The 23,393-nt window shown below is 34.6% G+C and carries 23 protein-coding genes; 7 read left to right on the top strand and 16 right to left on the bottom strand.

From position 1 onward, the window contains the following. Positions 1-7: 7 nt before the first annotated feature. The 3 genes from ACWA1B_RS01945 to ACWA1B_RS01935 all read left to right on the top strand — a co-directional run bounded on the left by ACWA1B_RS01945 (position 8) and on the right by ACWA1B_RS01935 (position 4,124). Positions 8-2,314, top strand: a complete 2,307-nt coding sequence (locus ACWA1B_RS01945; protein ID WP_456904223.1) for a penicillin-binding protein 1A — start codon at positions 8-10, stop codon at positions 2,312-2,314. Positions 2,315-2,684: 370 nt separating this feature from the next. Continuing rightward, complete coding sequence (locus ACWA1B_RS01940; RefSeq protein WP_456904221.1) at positions 2,685-3,386, top strand: CoA transferase subunit A; 702 nt, start codon at positions 2,685-2,687, stop codon at positions 3,384-3,386. 81 nt (positions 3,387-3,467) lie between these two features. Continuing rightward, on the top strand, positions 3,468-4,124 hold the full coding sequence (locus ACWA1B_RS01935) for a 3-oxoacid CoA-transferase subunit B (RefSeq protein ID WP_456904219.1): 657 nt from the start codon (positions 3,468-3,470) through the stop codon (positions 4,122-4,124). Between the two features lie 132 nt (positions 4,125-4,256). On the opposite strand, the gene ACWA1B_RS01930 is transcribed toward ACWA1B_RS01935, so the two are convergent. After that, positions 4,257-4,787: a DUF6646 family protein gene (locus tag ACWA1B_RS01930; protein ID WP_456904217.1), complete on the bottom strand. Its 531-nt coding sequence runs from the start codon at positions 4,785-4,787 to the stop codon at positions 4,257-4,259. 47 nt (positions 4,788-4,834) lie between these two features. Continuing rightward, entirely contained in the window at positions 4,835-5,569 is a 735-nt protein-coding gene (locus ACWA1B_RS01925; RefSeq protein ID WP_456904215.1) for a metallophosphoesterase family protein, read from the bottom strand. A 152-nt stretch (positions 5,570-5,721) separates the two neighbouring features. On the opposite strand from ACWA1B_RS01925, the gene ACWA1B_RS01920 reads away from it, so the two are divergent. From ACWA1B_RS01920 to ACWA1B_RS01910, 3 genes are all read left to right on the top strand, one after another. Beyond that, positions 5,722-6,225 carry a hypothetical protein gene (locus ACWA1B_RS01920; RefSeq protein WP_456904214.1) on the top strand — a complete coding sequence of 168 codons (504 nt, stop codon included), beginning with the start codon at positions 5,722-5,724 and terminating at the stop codon, positions 6,223-6,225. Between the two features lie 103 nt (positions 6,226-6,328). After that, positions 6,329-7,411 (top strand): DNA polymerase IV, encoded by a 1,083-nt coding sequence (gene dinB / locus ACWA1B_RS01915; protein WP_456904212.1) that lies wholly within the window; start codon positions 6,329-6,331, stop codon positions 7,409-7,411. A 96-nt stretch (positions 7,412-7,507) separates the two neighbouring features. Continuing rightward, positions 7,508-8,008 (top strand): PAS domain-containing protein, encoded by a 501-nt coding sequence (locus ACWA1B_RS01910; RefSeq protein ID WP_456904211.1) that lies wholly within the window; start codon positions 7,508-7,510, stop codon positions 8,006-8,008. A 107-nt stretch (positions 8,009-8,115) separates the two neighbouring features. Here ACWA1B_RS01910 and ACWA1B_RS01905 read toward each other — a convergent pair whose 3' ends face one another. The 9 genes from ACWA1B_RS01905 to ACWA1B_RS01865 form a co-directional block, all read right to left on the bottom strand. Further along, entirely contained in the window at positions 8,116-9,720 is a 1,605-nt protein-coding gene (locus tag ACWA1B_RS01905; protein ID WP_456904209.1) for a fumarate hydratase, read from the bottom strand. Positions 9,721-9,968: 248 nt separating this feature from the next. Continuing rightward, complete coding sequence (gene tnpA / locus ACWA1B_RS01900) at positions 9,969-10,430, bottom strand: IS200/IS605 family transposase (RefSeq protein ID WP_456904207.1); 462 nt, start codon at positions 10,428-10,430, stop codon at positions 9,969-9,971. A 209-nt stretch (positions 10,431-10,639) separates the two neighbouring features. After that, a complete protein-coding gene (locus ACWA1B_RS01895; RefSeq protein ID WP_035652720.1) occupies positions 10,640-12,079 on the bottom strand; it encodes a nucleoside recognition domain-containing protein in 1,440 nt (479 codons plus the stop codon). 110 nt (positions 12,080-12,189) lie between these two features. Further along, positions 12,190-13,263, bottom strand: a complete 1,074-nt coding sequence (locus ACWA1B_RS01890) for a winged helix DNA-binding domain-containing protein (protein ID WP_456904206.1) — start codon at positions 13,261-13,263, stop codon at positions 12,190-12,192. 96 nt (positions 13,264-13,359) lie between these two features. Continuing rightward, the gene (locus tag ACWA1B_RS01885) at positions 13,360-14,073 is read right to left on the bottom strand and encodes a 3'-5' exonuclease (protein WP_456904204.1); all 714 of its coding nucleotides are present in this window, start codon (positions 14,071-14,073) and stop codon (positions 13,360-13,362) included. An 89-nt stretch (positions 14,074-14,162) separates the two neighbouring features. Then, positions 14,163-14,639 carry a methylated-DNA--[protein]-cysteine S-methyltransferase gene (locus ACWA1B_RS01880; RefSeq protein ID WP_456904202.1) on the bottom strand — a complete coding sequence of 159 codons (477 nt, stop codon included), beginning with the start codon at positions 14,637-14,639 and terminating at the stop codon, positions 14,163-14,165. Positions 14,640-14,800: 161 nt separating this feature from the next. Continuing rightward, a complete protein-coding gene (locus ACWA1B_RS01875; RefSeq protein WP_456904200.1) occupies positions 14,801-15,616 on the bottom strand; it encodes an SDR family oxidoreductase in 816 nt (271 codons plus the stop codon). 108 nt (positions 15,617-15,724) lie between these two features. Beyond that, positions 15,725-16,174, bottom strand: coding sequence for a GNAT family N-acetyltransferase (locus ACWA1B_RS01870; protein ID WP_456904199.1), 450 nt, complete (start codon positions 16,172-16,174; stop codon positions 15,725-15,727). Next, positions 16,162-17,061: a LysR family transcriptional regulator gene (locus tag ACWA1B_RS01865; protein ID WP_456904197.1), complete on the bottom strand. Its 900-nt coding sequence runs from the start codon at positions 17,059-17,061 to the stop codon at positions 16,162-16,164. Before ACWA1B_RS01865 ends, ACWA1B_RS01870 begins: the two co-directional genes overlap by 13 nt. Positions 17,062-17,207: 146 nt before the next feature. On the opposite strand from ACWA1B_RS01865, the gene ACWA1B_RS01860 reads away from it, so the two are divergent. Further along, positions 17,208-17,603: a rhodanese-like domain-containing protein gene (locus ACWA1B_RS01860; RefSeq protein ID WP_456904195.1), complete on the top strand. Its 396-nt coding sequence runs from the start codon at positions 17,208-17,210 to the stop codon at positions 17,601-17,603. 158 nt (positions 17,604-17,761) lie between these two features. Here the strand turns inward: ACWA1B_RS01860 and ACWA1B_RS01855 are convergent, their stop codons facing one another. Genes ACWA1B_RS01855 through ACWA1B_RS01835 form a run of 5 tightly spaced genes read right to left on the bottom strand, consistent with a single transcriptional unit; the run spans position 17,762 to position 23,362 of the window. Continuing rightward, on the bottom strand, positions 17,762-18,181 hold the full coding sequence (locus ACWA1B_RS01855; protein ID WP_456904193.1) for an SRPBCC family protein: 420 nt from the start codon (positions 18,179-18,181) through the stop codon (positions 17,762-17,764). A gap of 1 nt (position 18,182) precedes the next feature. Next, positions 18,183-19,052, bottom strand: coding sequence for a tetratricopeptide repeat protein (locus tag ACWA1B_RS01850; RefSeq protein ID WP_456904192.1), 870 nt, complete (start codon positions 19,050-19,052; stop codon positions 18,183-18,185). Positions 19,053-19,084: 32 nt separating this feature from the next. After that, entirely contained in the window at positions 19,085-21,478 is a 2,394-nt protein-coding gene (locus ACWA1B_RS01845) for a M28 family peptidase (RefSeq protein ID WP_456904190.1), read from the bottom strand. Positions 21,479-21,488: 10 nt separating this feature from the next. Continuing rightward, complete coding sequence (locus ACWA1B_RS01840) at positions 21,489-21,836, bottom strand: hypothetical protein (RefSeq protein ID WP_035652746.1); 348 nt, start codon at positions 21,834-21,836, stop codon at positions 21,489-21,491. After that, entirely contained in the window at positions 21,833-23,362 is a 1,530-nt protein-coding gene (locus ACWA1B_RS01835) for a GNAT family N-acetyltransferase (protein WP_456904188.1), read from the bottom strand. Before ACWA1B_RS01835 ends, ACWA1B_RS01840 begins: the two co-directional genes overlap by 4 nt. Positions 23,363-23,393 lie beyond the last annotated feature (31 nt).

Genomic DNA, 23,393 nt, shown 5'->3' with positions numbered 1-23,393 from the left:
AACAGTTATGGCAGCTAAAAAAAACAATCAATCAAATAGCGTTAAAGATATTAATTACTATAAAAAGAAGTTCTGGCGGGTTTTTGCTTATACTTTGCTAGGTATTCTGGCTTTCTTTTTATTTGCCTCTTGGGGATTATTCGGTTCAATGCCATCATTTGAAGATTTGGAAAATCCAGATTCAAATTTAGCGACAGAAATTATTTCTTCTGATGGAGTTGTAATTGGTAAATACTTTAAAACCAATAGATCGCAGCTGAAATATTCAGATTTGCCAAAAAGTTTGGTCGAAGCCTTGGTTGCAACTGAAGATGCACGTTTTTATGAGCACTCTGGAATTGATGGACGTGGAACTTTAAGAGCCGTTTTTACTTTAGGAACAAATGGTGGTGCGAGTACTTTAACACAACAGCTTGCAAAACAATTGTTTCACGGTGAAGGTTCTAAATTTTTGCCTTTCAGAATTGTTCAGAAAATAAAAGAATGGATTATCGCCATTCGTTTGGAAAGACAATATACCAAAAACGAAATTCTGGCAATGTATTGCAATGTCTATGATTTCGGAAATTATTCTGTTGGAGTAAGTTCGGCAGCACAGACTTATTTCTCTAAAGATCCAAAAGATTTAACAATGGATGAATCGGCTATTTTAGTCGGAATGTTCAAAAACTCCGGATTATACAATCCAGTTCGTAATCCGCAAGGCGTAAAAAATCGTCGTAATGTGGTGCTTTCGCAGATGGAAAAAGCAAAGATGATTACCACTGCAGAAAAATTGAGATTACAGGCTTTGCCAATTACATTGAAGTTCAAACTTGAAAGTCACCGTGAAGGAACGGCTACTTATTTCAGAGAGTATCTTCGTGATTACATGAAAAAATGGGTAGCAGAAAATAAAAAACCCGATGGTTCTGATTATGATATTTACAAAGATGGTTTGAAAATTTATACCACTATAGATTCAAGAATGCAGCTTTATGCAGAAGAAGCAGTTTCTGAACACATGAAAAACCTTCAACAGCAATTTTTTATTGAAATGAAAACCAATAAAAATGCCCCTTTCGTAAATATCACTCAGGCTGAAACAGACAGAATCATGATGCAGGCAATGAAAAATTCTTCGCGCTGGGCTATTATGAAAGATATGGATAAAAGCGAAGATGATATTATTGCATCATTCAAAGTAAAAACACAAATGCGAATCTTTACATGGAAGGGAGAGCGTGACACAATCATGACACCATTAGATTCTATTCGTTACTATAAACACTTTTTACAGTCTGGTTTGATGGCAATGGAACCTCAAACTGGAAATATCAAAGCATGGGTTGGTGGTATCAATTACAAATATTTCCAATATGATCACGTAGGACAGGGTGCAAGACAGGTTGGTTCTACTTTTAAACCATTTGTTTATGCAACGGCTATTGAGCAGTTGAATATGTCTCCTTGTGATTCAATTTTAGATGGACCTTTTATGATTCATAAAGGGCGTCATCATGTAACAGAAGATTGGGAACCAAGAAACTCTGATAACAGATACCGCGGAATGGTAACGTTGAAACAAGGTTTGGCGAATTCTATTAATACCGTTTCAGCTAAATTAATTGACAGAACCGGCCCTGAAGCTGTTGTTGAATTGACAAAAAAGTTAGGTGTTAAAACTGAAATTCCAGTTCAGCCTTCAATTGCTCTTGGAGCGGTTGATATTACTGTTGAAGATATGGTTGCTGCATACAGTACATTTGCGAATCAGGGAGTTTATGTAAAACCGCAGTTTTTAAGCAGAATTGAGAATAAAAGTGGTGAAGTTATTTATGAACCAATTCCGGAATCTCATGATGTTTTAAATAAAGATATCGCTTTTGCAGTAATTAAATTATTAGAAGGTGTTACTGAAACTGGTTCTGGAGCACGTCTGCGTACGCAAGGTGGTGGAAGCGGTGATAATCGTTGGACAGGATACCCTTATATGTTCAAAAATCCTATCGCTGGTAAGACTGGAACAACGCAAAATCAGTCAGACGGTTGGTTTATGGGAATGGTTCCAAATTTAGTAACTGGGGTTTGGGTTGGTTGTGAAGACCGTTCAGCACGTTTCAAAAGTTTGACTTACGGGCAAGGTGCTACAGCAGCATTGCCGGTTTGGGCTTATTTTATGAAAAAATGCTACGCCGATGAATCGCTTCAGGTTTCAAAATCGGAATTTGAGCGTCCGGCTAACCTTTCGATAAAAGTGGATTGTTATCAAAGACCTGCAGTGGTAAAAGATACAACTCAGACAGATCAAAATACAGACGAATTTGAGCTGTAGTTTCGTTTCGTTTTTTAAATAATAAATCCTTTTGTGATCTTCTAATGTGAAGAATACAAAAGGATTTTTTTTGATCCTTAGCGTTTACATATAAACTCCGTCAGGAGTTAAATATTGGTAGATAATAACGATAAGATTTCGAAGGTGTCCCGTAGGGACTAAATGTTTTACGATTCTTAATGAATTTCATATATAGTCCCTATGGAACAAAAACTGTACTGGCAAAAAAATTTTCTACCGATATTTAATCGTTGTGAGATCTATTTTATGCAGCTAAAATTAAATTCGTCAAAATCATTACGAAATCGTTATAATTCAATCTAAAAATCTTATTTTTATCAAAAATATATAGTAATAAAGACACTTTGTTATGATAACAAAAAAAGTAAATAATGTTCATGAGGCTATTCAGGGAATTGAAAGCAGCATGACAATCATGTTTGGTGGTTTTGGTTTATGCGGTATTCCTGAAAATACTATTGCCGCATTAGTTAACACCGCAATTTCAGATTTAACCTGTATTTCAAATAATGCAGGAGTTGATGATTTTGGTTTGGGATTGCTTTTGCAAAAGAAACAAATCAAGAAAATGATTTCCTCTTATGTTGGCGAAAATGCTGAGTTTGAACGTCAGATGCTTTCGGGTGAACTAGAAGTCGAACTTACACCTCAAGGAACTTTAGCAGAACGTTGTCGTGCCGCTCAAGCCGGAATTCCTGCTTTTTTTACTCCGGCAGGTTACGGAACAGAAGTTGCTGAGGGAAAAGAAGCACGTGAATTCAATGGCAAAATGCACATCATGGAAGAAGCCTTCAAGGCCGATTTTGCAATTGTAAAAGCATGGAAAGGTGATGAAGCTGGAAATCTTATTTTTAAAGGAACGGCCAGAAACTTTAATGCATGTATGGCCGGCGCCGGAAAAATAACAATTGCCGAGGTTGAAGAATTAGTTCCTGTCGGGACTTTGGATCCAAATCAAATTCATATTCCGGGAATTATGGTACAACGTATTTTTCAGGGAGAAAAATTTGAAAAGAGAATCGAGCAAAGAACTGTTAGAACGAAGAATTAGATAATTGAGATAAGGAGACAATTAGATAATTATTTTTCCAATTATCTAATTATCAAATTCTCTAATTGACACATTATAAATATGGCACTTAGTAAAGAAGATATAGCAAAACGAATTGCAAAAGAAGTTAAAGACAGATATTTTGTAAATCTTGGAATCGGTATTCCGACATTGGTTGCGAATTATGTAAGAGAAGATATTGCAGTAGAATTTCAAAGTGAAAATGGTGTTCTTGGAATGGGACCTTTTCCGTTTGCGGGCGAAGAAGATGCCGATATTATTAACGCAGGAAAACAAACTATTACAACGCTTCCGGGAGCAAGTTTCTTTGATTCTGCTTTTAGTTTCGGAATGATTCGTAGTCAAAAAGTGGATTTAACGATTCTAGGCGCAATGGAAGTTTCTGAAAATGGCGATATTGCCAATTGGAAAATCCCCGGAAAAATGGTAAAAGGAATGGGAGGAGCAATGGATTTAGTAGCTTCTGCCGAAAATATTATCGTTGCCATGATGCACGTGAACAAAGCAGGCGAATCTAAAATCTTAAAAAAATGTACTTTGCCGTTAACAGGCGTAGGATGCGTTAAAAAGGTTGTAACTGAGCTTGCGGTTCTCGAAGTGGCTAAAAATGGTTTTAAGCTCTTAGAAAGAGCGCCAGGGGTTTCTGTTGAGCACATCGTCGCTTCAACGGAAGCTGATTTGATTATTGAAGGTGAAATTCCGGAAATGATTTTTTAAATAGGGTTCAAAGTGACAAAGGTTCAAAGTGACAAAGTAATTTATAGTAAAAATAAAAAACCGCCCATAAGGCGGTTTTTCTATTTAAAAACTTTGTTCCTTTGTAATTATGACCCTTTGGAACTTAAAAGTTTAATTTAAATTAAATGAAGCTCCTAAACTGAAAGTAGCTTGATTATTTAAGTGATCAAATACATCATTATCACTGCTGTATTTTGCAATTGGAAAACCAATTTCTGTGAAAACACCAAATCCGTCAGTAAAGAAATAACGACCTCCGATGTGACCTCCAAAATTTTTCAAACCTAAACTTAAACCTGGGTAAACATCTAATTGTTCAACTCCAATAACACTGCTTAAGTTAGCATTAATTCTTGCTTTTGCATCAAAACGATCTTTGAATTCTGGTTTGTAATCATTGTATGGAGTTGGGTGATCTCCATAAATTCCGTTAAAATTGTTTACACCAAGTAAATAATTTGAAACAAAACCAAAAGAGAAATTTTCTCCTAAACCAAAATCAACAGAACCCTGAATTCCAGAACCACCATCTTGTAGATTAGCACCAACATTTACTCTGATATCTCCCTTGCCTGTAAAAGCTTTTTGAGCATTAACAAATCCGAATGTTACTAAAAACAAGAGTGTAATAACTTTTTTCATAAAATTAAATATTAATTATTTTGCGGTGCAAATGTATATTTAATATTTTAATTCCTACCTTTTTCGTCAGGATATAATTCATTTAATGGTTCACTTTGCCAGAACTCCTTTGTATCCACATTCATAATCGTCAGAGGCCCTTTAAAAGCAGCGCCTGTATCAACATTCCAAACACAAGCTTTGTTTACAGGAACCGTTTCTCCAATTCGCGTAACAGGAGTGTGTCCAATGTAAATTTCTTTATAAACCGTAAAACGTTTTGGATAATATAAATCATCGGGTTTTAAAGCTGGGTTCAAAGCCAGTGCCGATTCCCAAAGTGTTCTGTCCCAATAAAATAATTTCGGAAAATATTCCCAGACCACACCATTTAAATTGGTAAATCCGGCGTGAACAAATAGACGGTTTTCATCATCCAGATAATAGTCTTTCAAGGATTCTAAAAAAGCAATATGGGTTTTCTTTTTTTCTTCAGAAAGTTTAGAATATCCTTCAACGGTAGCTTTTCCGCCATGTTTGTACCACATTTCTTCATCAAACTCTTCATGTCTGTTTTCGAGCCAGTCTAGTGCCAGCTGATCATGATTTCCTCTAATGCAAATGCATTTTTGCTTGGTTTTAAGATCAATTAAAAAATCGATTACTTCGGCAGATTGGCTCCACCCGTCTACGTAATCGCCTAAAAATATAAGAGTATCTTCTGCAGTAACTTTGGCTCTGTCCAACACTTGCTCAAGTGCGCGTAATCCTCCGTGTATATCGCCTATAACAAATGTTCGCATTTTTTAATATTTCGAATAAGGATTACAAAAATAGAGAAAATCATTTGTTTGGAATCATTTAGTTGTTAATCTTTGCAGACCTGATAATTTTATGCTTTAATTTTTTCAGCCAAAACAAATTACAAACATAACCAAAAACCAAAAATCAATTTATGAAAAAAAACCTAACTATTTTATTTTTAATGCTTGCTTTTGCAGGATATTCGCAAGGTAAGCTTACTTACGGAAGTGGCGGTACCGTTTATAATTCTGAAAACCAAAAAGTAAATACAAACTTAGTTAGAGCTCTGATGGATGAGAATCCAGAAGCGTTGAAACTTTATAATTCCGGAAGAAATAAAAAAACTTGGGGAAATGTTCTTTTTTATGGAGGCGTAGGTCTTGTGGCAACTAATTTGCTTATCGCAGCTAATACTGATCCTAATTCTTCATCAGGAGGTTATAATCCGAATCCGTCTGAAAAATCAAATATGACCGCAGCAATTATTGGAGGCGCTTTGATTGTCGCATCAATTCCAATTAAAATTGGATATCCAAAAAAAATAAAAGCAGCTCTTGAAAAATACAATGCAGGTTTGGCTGACAATTATAAATTGGAACCTAAAACTACTTTAATTACCAGTACAAACCAAATTGGTTTAAGAATAGAATTTTAGAAATTATATTGAAAAGAAAGTATAAAGCTATGGTTGAAAAACTGTAGCTTTTTTTATGATTTTTTAGTATCATTTTTCAGGCTTTACTGTTTAAATTTGTAGCATGTCTGAAACGCCTGCATATCGAAAAATTATCCATATTGATATGGATGCTTTTTATGCTTCTGTCGAGCAGATGGATAATCCTGCTTTGCGAGGAAAACCAGTTGCAGTTGGTGGTTCTGAAAATCGGGGAGTGGTTTCGGCTGCAAGTTACGAAGCCAGGAAATTTGGTGTTCGGAGTGCTATCAGTGGGGTTTTGGCCAAAAAATATTGTCCGGAAATTATTTTTGTTCGTCCGAGATTTGACCGCTACAAAGAGATTTCTTCCAAAATCCATAAAATTTTTCATGAATACACTGATTTGGTCGAGCCGCTTTCGCTGGATGAAGCTTATCTTGACGTAACGCAAAATAAAAAAGGAAATCCAAGTGCGAGTTTGCTTGCGCAGGAAATTAGATTGCGAATTTTGAATGAAGTTGGACTTACAGCATCTGCCGGAATTTCAGTAAACAAATTTGTTGCTAAAATTGCCAGTGATGTCAATAAACCTAACGGACAAAAGACGGTAAATCCGGATGAAGTATTAGCTTTTTTAGAAGAATTACCAATTCGGAAATTTTATGGCGTTGGGAAAGTAACAACCGAAAAAATGTATCAACTTGGAATTTTTACCGGGGCCGATTTAAAAAGCAAAACAATAGAATTTCTGGAAAAACATTTTGGGAAATCTGGTGCTTTTTATTATAAAGTGGTTCGCGGGATTCATAACAGCGAAGTAAAAGCGCATCGCATAACAAAATCTGTTGCAGCCGAACATACTTTTGATGTCAATTTATCTTCTGAAATTTTTATGCTCGAACAGCTCGATAGAATTGCAGCTTCATTAGAAAAACGGTTGAAAAAGCACAAAATTTCAGGTAAAACAGTTACCCTTAAAATAAAATACAGTGATTTTACACAACAAACCCGAAGTAAAACGCTTCCTTATTTTATTTCGGATAAAAGTCTGATTTTAGAAATAGTGGAAGAACTGCTCTATCAAGAACGAATGAAAGATTCTGTAAGATTGCTTGGAATTTCGCTAAGTAACTTAAATACAGAGGAAAAGAAAGCAGTTGTTGTGCAGTTGAAATTTTCTTTTTGATTTGTTATAATCTTTAAAATACGGTTTTCCGTAAAGAAAGTTCAAGTTTTAGTCTTATCTTTGAGAGAATAGTCATCTAATTTAAATCGCTCCAATATGAAAAACGCTAACCCTGAAGAAGCTTCTTATCGTTATTCGGTTCCAATCTTGGCTTGGGATTTTCACTATGAATATGTAAATGAATTAAAAGCCATGACTGCCGATTTGAAAAGGCTCCATACTATATCAGCTCAATATGCATGGAATGAAAGAGAACTTAAAATAGAAGAACGAATTAAAAATGAAGTAATTGTAATAACTGATTTGAATTTAAAAATCGTTTTTGCATCCAGCAAAATTAAAAGAATGACAGGTTATACTGAAGCGGAAATTATAGGAAACACACCTAAAATGTTTCAAGGTCCGGAAACGTGCCCGCATGTTTTGCAAGAAATCAGGGAAGCAATTCATTCAAAAATTTCATTTGAAAAGACAATTGATAACTACAAAAAAAACGGAAAGGTATACAGTTGTCACATCAACGGTTTTCCTGTTTATAATTCGAAAGGAGAAGTTTCGCATTTTATAGCATTTGAGAAAAATGCGCTTAGTGCTTAATATTTAGAGCAAAACATTTATAAATATAAAAACCGCCTTTTGGGCGGTTTTTAATATTTATAAAGAAAACTTAGAATCTCAATATCTTAGAACCTTAGTGTCTTAGACTATAAATTCTCGAAGAAATCATTTCCTTTATCATCAGTAATGATGAATGCAGGGAAATCTTTTACGGTAATTTTACGAACCGCTTCCATACCTAATTCTTCAAAATCAACAACTTCAACTTTTAAGATGTTGTCTTGCGCCAAAATCGCAGCAGGACCTCCAATAGAACCCAAATAGAATCCTCCATATTTGTTGCAGGCATCCGTAACTTGTTTCGTACGATTTCCTTTAGCAAGCATAATCATACTTCCGCCATGTTTTTGGAATTCATCCACATAAACATCCATACGTCCAGCCGTTGTTGGCCCAAAACTTCCTGAAGCCATTCCTTCCGGAGTTTTTGCCGGACCAGCGTAATAAACCGGGTGATTTTTAAAGTATTCCGGCATTGGTTTTCCAGCGTCTAGTAATTCTTTGATTTTTGCGTGTGCTATATCTCGGGCAACAATAACAGTTCCGTTTAATTTTAAGCGGGTTTTGATAGGATATTGAGATAATTTCGCCAAAATATCTGCCATTGGCTGATCTAAATCAATTTCAACCGGAGCTTCTAAATGTGGAGCCGTTTCCGGTAAAAATTGTTTCGGATTTACTTCCAATTGCTCAACGAAGATTCCGTCTTTTGTGATTTTTCCTTTGATGTTTCTATCCGCAGAACAAGAAACACCTAATCCAACCGGACAAGAAGCCGCGTGACGAGGCAAACGTATTACACGAACATCATGCGTGAAATATTTTCCACCAAACTGAGCGCCAATTTCACTTTCCTGGCAGATTTTCTGAACGCGTTCTTCCCACTCTAAATCACGAAATGCCTGACCGGCCATGTTTCCTGAAGTTGGCAAGTGATCATAATATCCTGCAGATGCTTTTTTAACGGCACTTAGGTTCGCTTCCGCAGAAGTTCCACCTATTACTAAAGCCAAGTGATAAGGAGGACAAGCCGAAGTTCCTAAATCTTTGATTTTTGCACGAATAAATGCATCCAAAGATTTATCATTCAATAATGATTTTGTTTGTTGGTATAAATAAGTCTTATTTGCAGATCCTCCACCTTTTGCCATAAACAAAAACTCGTATGAAGCTCCTTTTTTAGAATAAATATCAATTTGAGCCGGAAGATTTGAACCTGAATTTTTTTCTTCAAACATCGAAATCGGAACGATTTGAGAATAACGTAAGTTACGTTTTTGGTAGGTATTGAAAATTCCTTTGCTTAACCATTCTGCATCATCCACACCGGTGAAAATACTTTCACCCTTTTTCGCCATAACGATTGCCGTTCCAGTATCCTGACAGCTCGGTAATTGGCCTTCAGCAGCAACAGAAGCATTTTGAAGTAAATTATAAGCAACAAAACGATCATTGTCTGTAGCTTCAGGATCGTCAAGAATGTTTCTTAATTTTTGTAAATGTGTCGTTCTAAGCATGAACGAAACATCTGTTAAAGCTTCTTCGGCTAATAATTCTAAACCTTTTGGATCTACTGTTAAAACTTCACGTTCTCCAAATTTTTCAACTTTTACAAAATCAGAGGTGATTTTGCGGTATTGTGTCTCATCCTTTAAAATTGGATAAGGATCTTGGTATATAAAATCAATCATTGTTTTGTTTTTTTACAAAGTTAGAAATTATTTACCTAAGAAAGAATTTGAATTAGGGCCGTTTGTGTGGATTAATTTATAAAAGAAAAATTTAAAAAAAACATTCACCATATGTAAACTGGACTGAAGTCCAGCTCTACAAAATAAATCGTTCCTCTGGAACTTTCGAAAGAGCCAACGGCTCGAACTATATTGTAGAGCTGGACTTCAGTCCAGTTTGAATGTAATAAATTTAATATGGCGTGATGTTATATTAGATTTTCAAAAACACATCTTTCGTCAAATTTGACATTATATTTATTTAAGAAAGAGGAGTATTCGTCTTTGAAATTTTGCTTTTTATGATATGCTTCTTGATTAGCAATATATTTATAAACAGCATTTATATGAGATTTACTATATGAAAAAACCCCATAGCCTTCTTGCCATTCAAATTTGCTTTTTGTCAATTGATAATCATTGATAAATTTTGATGATTTTCCTTTTACAACCTTCATCAAATCTGAAATAGAAACGGTTGGTTTTAATGCTAGAAGACAGTGAACATGATCTTCCGTGCCGTTTACAATAATTGTTTTACAACCTGTTTCATTGATCAAATTTCCAATTACACTTAAGATTTTAGATTTGCATTCAGGAGTAATTAAAGCTTCTCGGTATTTGACTGCAAAAACGGCCTGGATATAAACTTGATGAAAGGTGTTTGACATTTTGTAATAAACTTAAAAGATTGAATTTTAATCTCAAAATTACAAAATAATCTTACAAATAAATGTAATCAAATCATTTATATGGTTAAACTGGACTGAAGCCCAACTCAACAATATAGCTAGAGCAGCTGGCTCTTTATAAAGTTCCGGAGGAACGATTTATTTTGTAGGGCTGGACTTCAGTCCAGTTTAATGTATATGTTAATGTTTTAAAAAAACCAAGTCGCCACAAAAATCGCAGTAATCACACAAATCAAGTCAACCAAAAGCATGGTGCCCAAAGCATAGCGTGTATTTTTAATATTCACAGATCCAAAATAGACCGCAATTACATAAAAAGTGCTTTCTGCACTACATTGAAAAATACTACTTAATCTCGCTGTTAAAGAATCGGCACCAAAAGTATTCATTGAATCAATTAAAAAACCTCTTGATCCTGCAGAACTAAACGGACGAAGCATTGCAACAGGAAGTGCATTTGTAATTTCCTGGCTTACGCCCAAATTAGAAAATACAAATCCGATTCCGTCACTGATGATTTCGAATAATCCGCTGTTTCTGAATAATGAAATTGCAACCAACATTCCCAAAACATAAGGGAAAATCGTAACTCCGGTTTTAACTCCGTTGTTTGCCCCAACTACAAAAGTGTCGAAAACAGTAGTATCAGCTTCTTTGAATTTTTTCTCGTGCGTGAAAGAGAAAATCAAAGTAAAAAGAACAATTGTAAGTAAAATTAAACCTGAAAGATTAGAAGTAAAGTAATTTTTTCCAATTAAGTCCAAATGATTCACATACATCAGTAAACCTACAATCGCAGCAATCATGGTGATTAAGCCAATTACAAGTGAAGCACTTTTAAAATTAATTTTTTGTTTGATCCCAACAATTAAGAAAGCTGCAATTGTACCAATAAACGAAGTAATAACACAAGGAAGTATTACATCGGCTGGATTTGTTGCGTTTGCAGCAGCGCGATATCCAATAATTGAAGTCGCAATCAAAGTCAAACCAGATGCATGCAGACACATAAACATGATTTGTGCATCGCTAGCTTTATCTTTTTCGGGGTTTATTTCCTGTAAACTTTCCATTGCTTTTAATCCAAATGGTGTTGCAGCCGAATCTAATCCGAGGAAATTGGCAGCAAAGTTTAAGGTCATATAGGAAATCGACGGGTGGTTTTTAGGAATAGTTGGAAACACTTTTACAAAAACGGGGCTTAAAGTTTTAGCTAATTTTCCTGATGCTCCAGAAATAATTAAAAGTTCCATTAATCCGCAGAAAAAGGCTAAATAGGCAATAAGAGGAAGAATTAAATCAACCAAAGTACTTTTGCAAGTCGGTAATAAACCATCAGATTTTTGCAGGCCACTGTAAATTTTTACCGTTTTGTTTTTGTAAACGTAAGTTGTGTCAGCATTTAGTGTGTCACGATTGATAATCATGGTTTGATCTTTCGCTTTTGAAATGCTGTCTTTGATGAAAGCAGGAAGTTCTTCAATGTATTTTTCAGAAACTAAAATTGGATCGTCTTTTTTTCCATTCAATACAGAATCAATAGTGTAAGTATTGGCAGTGAATAAACTGACTACAATAAAGAGAATAGAAGAAATAAAAATCGCTAACCAAAATCTGCTTAATACCATAATTGTAATTTTTTGTAAATGTAATTATTTAGCAATAATAAGCATAAAGATTTAAGTATCGAAACGAGAAGTAATCGCTAAAAAGAACAATTCGTCACTTAAAATCCTATTTATTCGATAATAACTTTCGTTTCCAGATACTTTTCAAAAGATTTAATTTCTTCAAAAATAAACTGTTTTTTGCTTGATTCAGTTTCGTCGAAAAATTCAGCTTCTATTCTGACTTGATCTTTTTTAATCGTTCTTTTCCAGATTCCGATTACTTTTCCGTTTTCTAAAATTATTGGTTTGAAAATACCATTATTGGTAAAAACCTTCGATTGATTTTGTGTCAAAAAGGAAGCTTCGCGAGTTTTGTATGAAATTAAAATTTCATCAAAAGCAGGAAGAAAGTGAATGCTTTCCTCGAAGTTATTGTTTTCAATTGATTGATTAACAAAATAATAATTTTGATTTTCGATTTCAATGCTATTTAATTGCAACATAATTGCATCAATGGTTTTTTTGCAAATAGTAGGAGGAAAACCGGACCACCACGAAAAATCCAGCAAAGTTGCCGGACCATGACTTTCAAAATATCTTAGAGCAAGTTTTGCTAAAGCTTCTTCTTTTGTTAGTTTGTTTTTTGGCTTCGGAACTCTTTCTTCAAGTAAAGCATAAGTGATTTGTTTGCCTTTCATTTTTCCATTACAAACCAAACCATCCAATTCGGCATTCATCATAATGGCCGCGCTTAGAAAATCAACGCTTGAAGTTTTTTTGATATTGAGCTCCCGCATGATTTCCTCACGCGTTAAATGATTATTTCCAGATAAAAGCTTTTCAATTGCAGCATTTGCATGATTTAGCTTTTTGTCGTCATAATCAAATTTTTTAGCCGCCGAAGCGGTAAAACGTTTCACTTGTGGCGCAGAAAGATCCAACATCCAGTAAATATCTTCAGCAGAAACAAAATGCCATGTTGGACGCAAAATATGTGTCCGAATAATTTTGGCCGAATTTATCGCTTCTTCAATCTCTTTTTCGCTTGCATCGCAACGAGAACCAATCGCCCATTTTGCCATTGCATAATCCTGTGCCTGCATTGCTCCGAAATGCTTGACAATTTCTTGCGGAGAACAAGGACTTGATTTATAAAGCTTTTGAGCAACCAAACGATGATGTGAAATTTCAGAATGAATCATTTTTAAAACTTTTTATTTAACCATATCAGTGATATAAGTTCATGCTAAGAAACCTCAGTATCTTAGCAACTTAGAACCTTAGCACCTTAAAAAGAATCAGACATGAATAATCTCGTCATCAATCAATAAATCTTCTCGGCGCAAACGAAGAAAAATTTGAGCAACGGCAATCGTGTCTTTTTCGCAATACGTCACAATTCGGTCAATATCTTTTTCAACGTAGAAAACATGCGCCACCTGACTTCCGTCGATATCACCTTTTGGAGAAGGAACTCCAAGAATTTTTGTCAATAATTTTAAAGATGTAAAATGCTTGTAATCACCAAACTTCCATAATTCCAAAGTATCCAAATGCGGAATTTCCCAAGGTTTTTTCCCAAATAAATTCAGTTTATCCGGAATTGCAATTTGATTGATGATCATTCGGCGTGCGATAAACGGAATATCAAATTCTTTTGCATTATGTCCGCACAAGAGATGCTGTGGTTGATTGAAGTGATTGTTCAGCAAATTATTAAAGTCTTTCAAAATCTTTTTCTCTTCTCCGAAAAAAGAAGTCACTCTAAAGTTTCGAATATCCCCTTTGATGGTGAAAAAGCCAACCGAAATACAAATAATCTTACCAAACTCCGCCCAAATTCCGGCACGATTATAAAATTCTTCGGGTGTGAAATCGTCTTTTCGCTGATATTGTGTTTTTAAATCCCAAAGCGATTGCATTTCTGCGTCAAGCGAATTGAAATTTTCTTCTTCTGGAACGGTTTCAATATCAAGAAACAAAATGTTATTGAGGTTTATTTTTTCGATCATTATTTAGACATCTTAGATGTTAGATTTTTAGACTTCTCGATTTATAAAAGTACGAAAAATCAATCTTTATATAAGAATTAACTTATTTTTTAAAACAAACTTTGCTGTTTACTTGGATTTTCATGTTCCAAAAGCCATTTTTTGCGTGACAATCCGCCGGCGTAACCGGTTAAAGATCCGTTTGTCCCAATAACGCGATGGCAAGGAACCACAATCCAAAGCGGATTTTTTCCATTTGCCGATGCCACTGCGCGAATTGCTTTTACATCGCCCAGTTTTTTAGTCTGATCCATATAACTTACTGTTTTCCCGTACGGAATTTCCAATAATGCTTTCCATACTTTTTGTTGAAATTCGGTTCCTTGTGGATTCAGTTTTAATTCAAAATCGGTTCTTTTGCCTTCAAAATATTCATTTAATTGAGAAACAGCATCTTTTAAAACTTTTGGGATTTTTTTAGAAACTTCATTTTTGCCAACATCAGAAACAGAAATTACCGAAATACCATTTTCATCTCCAACAATTTTGGTGATTCCTAAAGGCGAATTGATATAAACTGTTTCCATAATTTATCGAATAATTTTACCGCAAAGGCACAAAGACATTTGCAAAGTTCGCAAAGTTTTTTAAACCATGTAAATTATATAAGTAATTTAAGTTTTTGTTTTCGGAAAACTCTGAAAGTTTCCAAATCTTATTTTAAATGAACTTATATAACTTGTATGGTTTAATATTTTTCCATATTGAAGTTATATTTTAAACTGGTTTGAATTTTTTCGCTAGAAATCGTCTTTTTAATATTCGATTTGTCAGAACTGAATTTCGGTAAAACAAGATTTTGTTCTTCTGCTTTTTGAGTATAATATTCCTCTCTTGTTGGATGAAAAGGCGCAACAGCGTTGAAAACTTCATTCCATTTTGATTGGTTTATGATTTCTTCAATAATGCGAATGCAGTCATTTTGATGAATCAAATTTACTGGAGCATCTGGATTTTCAAGGTTTTCTTTTCCGGATAAATTTTTTACAGGATGTCGGTCTTCGCCGATTAATCCGCCGAAACGTAAAATTGTGGTTTGGAAGTTTTTGTTTTCAAGAAGAATATTTTCTGCCAAAAGCAATTGTTTTCCGCTTTCTGTTTCAGGATTAGGAGCGGTTTCTTCGTTTATGAAATCATTTTCATCGCCGTAAACGGAAGTTGAACTCACAAAAAGTACTTTCTCAACAGATGATTTTTCTATAAACGGAATTAGATTCTTGATTTTTTCGACAAAAACTTTCTTTTCAGCGTTTGGATCGACCGCTCTCAATTTTGGCGGAATATCTATAATTAAGATTTCACTTTCAGATAAAAAAGCATTTACGCTTTCTGAAATACCTTCGCTTTCAAGTGTAACCAAAAACGGATCTATTCCCGAATCTTTTAAAATTGCGAGTTTATTTTCTGAAGTTGTTGAGCCTTTTATCGAATTTCCTTTTTCGATTAATTTTTTCGATAAAGGAAGACCGAGCCAGCCACAACCAAGTATACTTATTTTTGTCATTTTTGTTTGCTTTGAGTAATAATCTCGCAAAGTCGCTAAGACGCCAAGTTTAATTTTCTTTGCGACTCTGCGACTTTGCGAGATTAAATAGCTTTAGTTTTAGTTATCTCACAAAGTTAGCGTAAATCGGACTTTATCCTTTCCTTTTGCACCAATTCTCTTGTAAAACTTGATTGCTCGTTCATTGAATTCTGGAGTCTGCCATTGAATATTTACGCAATTGTTTTGAGTTCCGATTTCCTTGAGCTTTTCGATTAAAACTTCTCCAATTCCAAAACTTCGTGCGTTTTCTTCTAAAAACAAACAATCCATGTATAAAAATGTCGAAGCATCCCAGGTTGAGAAATCAAAAGTATACGAAGCATAACCAATAATTGTTTCTTTTGTGGCAACAACCAAACAGAATAATTTGGGTTTTTCGTTGAATAAAGCATTTTTTAGATTTTCTTCTTTTCCTTCAGATGAAAATTCAGCTTTTTCGAATTCTGCATGTTTTTGAAGTAAAACTAAGAGTTTAGGTAAATCAGAGATTTCACAATTTCGGATTAAATATTCCATTGTAAATTAATTTCGGTTTGAAGAAAATTGATGAAATGATGGAAATAATCCGGATAATTTTCATTCGCGCGAGTTGCGATGAAATGTTTTCGTTTCAAACCATTTTTCCCGACTTTGATTGCTCGTATCGGACTGGTTTTTAAATGCGGCTGAAGCGCCCATTTTGCCATTGACATTACGCCCATATCGGCTTTTACCATTTCTAGAGAAGCTTCTGTCAGCGGCATGGGTGTAATTTTTTTTGGTGAAACTTTGGCTGGAGCCAAAAGAAATTGGTGAATAGTTACGGTTTCCATCGGAAGCGAATGAATAATCAAATGTTCATTTACAAAATCCTCTGCAACGACATATTTTTTATCAGCCCACGGATGATTTTCAGAAACCGCCATTACCACTTCGTCTTGAAAAAGCTCAGTGTATTTAATGTTATTGTCTTTAATTGTATCGCTTACAACAGCAATATCTATCGTATTATCCAAAAGTTTTTGAAGCGGAATATGAGTCGCTTCGGCAATAATTTTCAATTCGACATTAGGATACAGCAAATGAAATTGTTTCATAACCGATGGAAGCCAGTGATAACTAGAAAAACATTCGGTACTGATTCGGATTTCACCATATTCGCCAAAAACCATTTGTTTGATTTGCGTTTGGGTTTCTGAGAGTTTGTTCAGGATTTCGTTAGCTAGGTCGTAGATTTTTTCGCCCGCTTTTGTTAAAACCAATTTTTTGTTGGTTCGCAAAAAAATGGCCGTACCCAATTGATATTCTGCCTCTTTGAGCTGATGACTCAATGCGGATTGTGTCAAATGAAGTTTGTCGATTGCTTTTGTGATGCTTCCTTCTTCAACAATTGCTTTTATCAATTTTAAATGACGTATTTCCATTTTTAGACTATTAATACACAAAGTAACAAAATTTTAGAGTGGCTTTTGTATGAAAAAAAGTAATGTTCTGCATGAATTCTTTTCGTTTTTATGAAAACTGAAACCGTTTTACTTTTGGAAAAACAAAACCTTTAAAACAACAAACTATGGAAGCGCAAATCAAACATTACGAAAATAAACTGGCCTTTGAAATGGATCCTTCTGATTTATTTGAAGCTTTAAATAATGGTGAAAAAGTAATTGCACTTGATGCCAGAAAAGCTTTTGGATTTGAAGCAGAACATATTCCGAATGCGATTAATATTCCGCATCGCGAAATGAATTTAGAAACAACACAACATTTAGACCGAGACGTTTTGTATGTTACGTATTGCGACGGAATTGGCTGCAATGCTTCAACCAAAGGCGCTTTGAATATGACAAAATTAGGATTTAAAGTGAAAGAGTTAATTGGCGGAATTGAGTGGTGGAAGTTTGACGGTTATGCAACAGAAGGCGCAAAAGGAGTGAAGGAAGGATTGAAAATTGAATGTGCATGTTAAGCCTTTAAAGGTTCTAAGATGCTAAGATTCTAAGGTGCTAAGTTTTTTTTAGCAAACACATAAAACAACAAAAAGCACTATGAAAATAGTGCTTTTTGTTGTTTTGATATACTGAGAAACCTTAGTACCTTAGAATCTTAGCATCTCAGAACCTAATTTTAAGCTTCAATTAAAGCTTTTAAACCTTGTAAAATTGGATTTTCTTCGCCTTGTGGCTCTTCCTGGACGGCTCCTGGGCGATTGTCTTCCTGGATAATTTGAAGTTTTATTTTTTGATTTTCTTCAGATAAAATATAATTCATGATGAAATAATTCTCCGTTTTGTCTTCTAATCCCGGTCTTGGGAAAAATAAGGAGTAACTGATTTTCTGATTTGGAACAACTTCTAAAATTGTTCCCCATTGTTCAAAAACCTGGCCTTCCCATTCATTTCTAAATCGTATTTCACTGCCTTTCTCCCAGTTTGTGATGAGGTCGCTTCCATATTGCCATTGTTTGACCAATTCAGGTTTTGTCAAGGCATTCCATACTTTTTCGATTGGGGCATTCAGAACGATTGTAGAAATATTTGTTGCCATTTTATTCTATTTTAACATTGTTTTTCTCTCCAATTTTTTTGAATAAATCTTCTTTGTTTTCCGATTTCATCTTCTGATAAATAGCACCCAGCATCTGCTCTGAATCTTTCTGATAATCTGAATTTTCATTCGTGTAAATAACATGTGCGATAAAAATATTGTCTAATGCCTTTTCATCATCTTTCATCAGAAAATAGTTTTTTCCGGCACCAAAATAGCCTTCAGCATTATTTGGGTGATATTGAATCAGTTTTTCATAATAGCTGATAGCAGTTTTATAATCGGATTTAAAAGTATAAACGACGCCAATATTCATCAAAGCAAAGTTTCCTTCGGGATAAACTTCTAATGATTTTTTATAATATTTTATCGCGTTATCGTAATCATTCAATTGTCGGTAGGAAACTGCAATATCATCAAGCGCAAGAACAAAATTGGGATCTTCATTTAAAGCCAGCAGAAAACTTTCAATTGCCAGTTTGTAATTGTTCTTTTGCATATAATCTTTCGCGATTACATAAAAATTCTGCGCTTTTTTATTTTTTGATTCGCCGTAAAAAACATCGTCTTTGTTTTCCGTTGAACTCGGAACTAAGTTGGGACATTTTTTGGAAACGACACCTTGAATTTTAAGAATCATGGTTTTAATTCCATCGACAGTATTTATCGATTCTCTGACCTTTGGATCTTTATCTGTTAAAATCAGTTCACCCATTGGATTTGTGAGACAATCTCTGTAAACATCTTCAGTAATTTTTGAACTTTTTTCTAAACACTCACAGGCTTTTGCTGCGATTTTTTCTTCAACCGTTTGTGCTTGAAGTCCTGAAAGACTTGTAAAAGTTAAAAAAAGCAAGAAGTTTTTTTTCATCTTTAATAATTAAAATTAGGCTGAATTTGTTTTTATTCTGGTTTAATAACTGATGGCTTCAAACTGTCTTTCACAACGGCTAAACTATCTGTTACAGGAGCAACAGGTAATTGTGGTACTGGCGCTGTGTATCTTTTTATTTTTTGCTGAACTAAAACAGCGTCATTCAATACAAATGGAGTTGGCATCATCCAATCGCTTCTTGGTTTGACTTTAAGCAACGGATTAGTCATTAAATCGAAAGAGCTTTCAATTAAATCCATATCAAAAATCGATGATTTGTTAATATAGAATTCCATTTCAAGAGGTTCGTTGCCTACAACATAATAGCATAATATTTTTGCGCCTTCACGCTCAAGTTTATTGGTTTTTTCGCCTGAAGTAGCAACACCGTTTGCCTTAAAGTTATAAAATGTCATTTTTGGGTTGGCAAAAATGTCATAACGGTTTACTTTTCGGTTTGGCGTTATTCTGATTTTTAGAAATCTTTTGTTGCTTATTACGCTGTCTCTAAGGAAAGAAATTGTTGGTTTCGGAACATCAACAACAGGAGCAATCGCGCTATAAGTAAAACCAGAATTGTATTTGCTGGCAAGTGGAAGACTATTTAATCCAACTGCCTTTTGATTTTTTTCGCCCAAATATGATTTTGTCCAATCGTCTAAATTAACATCATAAGTGGTCCATACAGCCGAATTGTTGTTTGCATTATAAACATATAACAAACTATTTGATTTTGCTTTTCCGTGTTCGTATCCAGAATGATAGCCCGCATAGATGAAAAAGCCAATTGAAATGGCAAAGAAGAACATCGTCCAAGCTCCTTTTTTAATAAAAGAGCCAAATACCGGAAGAAGTAAACCAAATGCAAGAACGGTTAGTATTGCACTTCCAAAAAGAATTTTTAATCCAAGGCCAATTGGAAACATCACAATAAATGGAGCAATGATGATTAAAGCCGGAATAGAAAACAATAGATTTAATGCTAAACTATTGTGTCCGGTAAGAACATAAATTCCGAATAAAAGGATACCAAAGTAAACCGGAACAATCAAGAAACCTGCTCCAACCAAACTATTGGCAATAAAACCATTTATAATAATCCAAAGCAGCAATGCAGTGGCAAAATGATTCATTGATGATTTTGGTTCAGAAAAATGATGATAGAAGGCAAAGCAAATGGCTATACTCAGTGTAACGAATGCGCCAATATAAGCGTGGCCGTTATAAGTGAATCCGTTGAGTAAATCAGAATATTGCGGATAAATTTCTAAAACAATTTTCCATCCTAAAAAAGTCACTAATCCAGCAATGACTACAGCACCTAAAAGTGGTACAAAGCCTTTGAAAATTTCTCTAAAGCTTATAATATGTTTGGCTTTTCCGATAAAAATAAAAAGAATCAATAATCCTAAAGCGATTAGCGTCATTGGTGTTACCCATGAAAACGGATAACTGATGAAAGAAAAAGGAACACTGAAATAAACATCATCTTCAGTAGAATCAGTAGCATTTAAATCGGCATTTGATAAATATTTCAATAAAGGCATCAAGTAAGATCCCTGATGTGCTAAAGTAGTTTTGTTCAAATGTTGTACATCGTCTTGCTGTGTGTGATAATTGTAATGTCCGTCGATAAAAGCAAAATTGAAACCCTGAATTTTGCCTTGTTCTCTAAAAACGGTTAAGTCGGTATCATTTGGAAGCATTTTGTAAATGCTGTACATCAATGAATTAGAAACAGGATAAGCTGCTTTTGCATTTGCAAATTCCTTTACAAGAGCTTTATTTCCTTTGTTGGTTTCCATCAACATGTAACTCGGACCAGATGAACCTCTTGCTTCGAAGTTTAGGACTAAACCAACGTCCTTTGCCCATGGATGTTTGTTTACAAAAAGTGCCGCACCATTTAAACCTAATTCTTCGGCATCAGAAAAAAGAATTATAATATCATTTTTATGAGGTTGTTTAGCATATAAAAAGGCACGAATTCCTTCAAGAATGGTTGCAACTCCTGAAGCATCGTCGCTTGCACCTTTTGAAAAAGAATGCGGAGCACTGTCGTAATGTGAAAGAAGTAAAAGCGCTTTTGAATTATTAGTTCCTTTGATGCGCGCCAGAATATTTTTAGATTTTACCAAAAGACCTTTGTCATTAAGTGTAAATCCTTCCTGAATGGAAGTTTCTAATCCAATTCTATTGAGTTCAAGTATTAAATAATTAGCAACTAATTCATGATTGGTCGACCCTACATAATGCGGTTTTTGCGCAATTATTTCTACCTGATTCAAGGCTCTTTCCGTCGAGAATTCAGCGAGCGCTTCTTCTTCCCGAGAAATATATTGTGGCATCATTGTGGCATAAATAATGCCCAAAATGCCTAATACACAAAGAAATCCAAGAATTGAGGTGGGGTTTTTTTTCATGATGAATTGTCTATATTTCTTTTTTAACTAGCATAAAATAATCGTTATCCAAAGATCGATATCCTTGGTCATACAAGAAATAGTAGGTATTTCCTGTTTTGGTCTGCAAGATATTGGTAAAGAAATCAAAATCAAAACCTTTATTTATCATTTTTTCCCTCGTTGCTTTCGATTTTCCTTCGGTATTTAATTCGGCCAAAATACGGTAATTTTTGCGTAATTTATTGTTCACATTCCGCATAAAATTAGTGCTGTCTTTATTTATTTTGTTGTTGTAAGCATTTCGGCAGCTGTCTGAGCAAAATTTTTTGTCTTCTCTGCCAACAATTTTTTCGGAACATTCGAGGCAAGTCTTCATGAATTTAGTTTTTTAATTTCATATAAATCTGTTCTTCTGTCTTTTAAAGTGTGGACACTTCCGTGTTCGTGAAGCTCTTTTAATAAATTTAAATCGACGTCGACAATTAATGTCATTTCTGTATTTGGAGTCGCTTCTGCCTTAATTCCATTACTCGGAAAAGCAAAATCCGAAGGTGTAAAAACAGATGCCTGCGCATATTGAATATCCATATTATTTACTTTTGGAAGATTTCCAACGCAGCCGGCAATGGCAACATAACATTCATTTTCGATTGCCCGTGCCTGCGAACAATGTTTTACGCGCGTATAACCATTTTGAGTATCGGTTAGAAAGGGAACAAAAAGGATATTCATTCCTTCATCGGCCAATAATCTTGAAAGCTCTGGAAATTCGACATCGTAGCAGATTAAAATTCCAATTTTACCACAATCCGTATCAAAGGTTTTAAATGCTGAACCGCCTTTCATTCCCCAATGCACCACTTCGTTTGGCGTGATATGGATTTTGGTATACATTTCCGAAGTTCCATCTCTTTTACATAAAAAACCAACATTGTATAAATTCCCATTTTCCATATAAGGCATACTTCCGGTTATAATGTTGATATTGTATGAAATGGAAAATTCCTGGAAACGTTTTCTGATTGGGTCCGAATACCGGGCGAGTTCCCGAATTGCTTCGGCTTCAGATAAATGATTATAATCGGCCATCAATGGCGCAATGAAAAGTTCTGGAAATAAGGCAAAATCGCTTCCATAACCAGACACTACATCAATAAAAAACTCTGCCTGTTCAAAAAATTCTTCCAGATTATTCAATTGACGCATCTGCCATTGAATCAAACCCAATCTGATGACGCTTTTTTCAAGATTGATTAGTTTCGGACTTTCGTCATAATAAATATTATTCCATTCCAGTAAAACCGCAAATTCTTTTGATTCTTCGTCGCCTTCCAGATAATTTTTTATAATTCTCAAAACATGAAAATCATTACTTAGCTGAAAAGAAAGTACAGGATCATACAATTCTTTATGTTTTACTTTTTCGATATAATTTTTTGGACTTAATTTTTTAGAATGTTGCGCATAATTTGGAATTCTTCCTGCAAAAACAATTGCTTTTAGATTTAATTGTTCACAGAGTTCTTTTCGTGTATCATATAGTCGTCGGCCTAAGCGGAGTCCACGGTAATTTGGATGAATGAAAACATCTATTCCATACAAAATTTCACCGTCGGAATTATGTGTTGAAAAAGTATAGTCACCAAGAATCTGACTGTAATTGTGTTTTTTGTCGACGAGTTTTTCATCAACAATAAGTGACAATGCTGATCCTACTACGGCGCCGTCCACTAAGATTACCAGTTGGCCTTCTGGAAAAATACTCAGCAATCTTTCAATGTCTTCAATTTGCCAATACGAATTCGCCATTTCAGGATAGGATTGAATCATCGAATTCTTTAATTGCTTATAATCTTCGATTTCTAAATTACGGAGCTCAACTTTATTGATTTTTGTCTGCATATCGTAGGATTTATCTCAAATATACAAAAAT

Source organism: Flavobacterium xizangense, from assembly GCF_054075145.1.
Note: the sequence above shows the minus strand (reverse complement) of the source record. Positions and strands in the feature narration are given on the sequence as shown.

Excerpts from the sequence above, each read along its gene's own strand:
- ACWA1B_RS01945 (WP_456904223.1), top strand. The coding sequence starts at position 8 with ATGGCAGCTAAAAAAAACAATCAATCAAATAGCGTTAAAGATATTAAT.
- ACWA1B_RS01940 (WP_456904221.1), top strand. The coding sequence starts at position 2,685 with ATGATAACAAAAAAAGTAAATAATGTTCATGAGGCTATTCAGGGAATT.
- ACWA1B_RS01935 (WP_456904219.1), top strand. The coding sequence starts at position 3,468 with ATGGCACTTAGTAAAGAAGATATAGCAAAACGAATTGCAAAAGAAGTT.
- ACWA1B_RS01930 (WP_456904217.1), bottom strand. The coding sequence starts at position 4,787 with ATGAAAAAAGTTATTACACTCTTGTTTTTAGTAACATTCGGATTTGTT.
- ACWA1B_RS01925 (WP_456904215.1), bottom strand. The coding sequence starts at position 5,569 with ATGCGAACATTTGTTATAGGCGATATACACGGAGGATTACGCGCACTT.
- ACWA1B_RS01920 (WP_456904214.1), top strand. The coding sequence starts at position 5,722 with ATGAAAAAAAACCTAACTATTTTATTTTTAATGCTTGCTTTTGCAGGA.
- dinB (WP_456904212.1), top strand. The coding sequence starts at position 6,329 with ATGTCTGAAACGCCTGCATATCGAAAAATTATCCATATTGATATGGAT.
- ACWA1B_RS01910 (WP_456904211.1), top strand. The coding sequence starts at position 7,508 with ATGAAAAACGCTAACCCTGAAGAAGCTTCTTATCGTTATTCGGTTCCA.
- ACWA1B_RS01905 (WP_456904209.1), bottom strand. The coding sequence starts at position 9,720 with ATGATTGATTTTATATACCAAGATCCTTATCCAATTTTAAAGGATGAG.
- tnpA (WP_456904207.1), bottom strand. The coding sequence starts at position 10,430 with ATGTCAAACACCTTTCATCAAGTTTATATCCAGGCCGTTTTTGCAGTC.
- ACWA1B_RS01895 (WP_035652720.1), bottom strand. The coding sequence starts at position 12,079 with ATGGTATTAAGCAGATTTTGGTTAGCGATTTTTATTTCTTCTATTCTC.
- ACWA1B_RS01890 (WP_456904206.1), bottom strand. The coding sequence starts at position 13,263 with ATGATTCATTCTGAAATTTCACATCATCGTTTGGTTGCTCAAAAGCTT.
- ACWA1B_RS01885 (WP_456904204.1), bottom strand. The coding sequence starts at position 14,073 with ATGATCGAAAAAATAAACCTCAATAACATTTTGTTTCTTGATATTGAA.
- ACWA1B_RS01880 (WP_456904202.1), bottom strand. The coding sequence starts at position 14,639 with ATGGAAACAGTTTATATCAATTCGCCTTTAGGAATCACCAAAATTGTT.
- ACWA1B_RS01875 (WP_456904200.1), bottom strand. The coding sequence starts at position 15,616 with ATGACAAAAATAAGTATACTTGGTTGTGGCTGGCTCGGTCTTCCTTTA.
- ACWA1B_RS01870 (WP_456904199.1), bottom strand. The coding sequence starts at position 16,174 with ATGGAATATTTAATCCGAAATTGTGAAATCTCTGATTTACCTAAACTC.
- ACWA1B_RS01865 (WP_456904197.1), bottom strand. The coding sequence starts at position 17,061 with ATGGAAATACGTCATTTAAAATTGATAAAAGCAATTGTTGAAGAAGGA.
- ACWA1B_RS01860 (WP_456904195.1), top strand. The coding sequence starts at position 17,208 with ATGGAAGCGCAAATCAAACATTACGAAAATAAACTGGCCTTTGAAATG.
- ACWA1B_RS01855 (WP_456904193.1), bottom strand. The coding sequence starts at position 18,181 with ATGGCAACAAATATTTCTACAATCGTTCTGAATGCCCCAATCGAAAAA.
- ACWA1B_RS01850 (WP_456904192.1), bottom strand. The coding sequence starts at position 19,052 with ATGAAAAAAAACTTCTTGCTTTTTTTAACTTTTACAAGTCTTTCAGGA.
- ACWA1B_RS01845 (WP_456904190.1), bottom strand. The coding sequence starts at position 21,478 with ATGAAAAAAAACCCCACCTCAATTCTTGGATTTCTTTGTGTATTAGGC.
- ACWA1B_RS01840 (WP_035652746.1), bottom strand. The coding sequence starts at position 21,836 with ATGAAGACTTGCCTCGAATGTTCCGAAAAAATTGTTGGCAGAGAAGAC.
- ACWA1B_RS01835 (WP_456904188.1), bottom strand. The coding sequence starts at position 23,362 with ATGCAGACAAAAATCAATAAAGTTGAGCTCCGTAATTTAGAAATCGAA.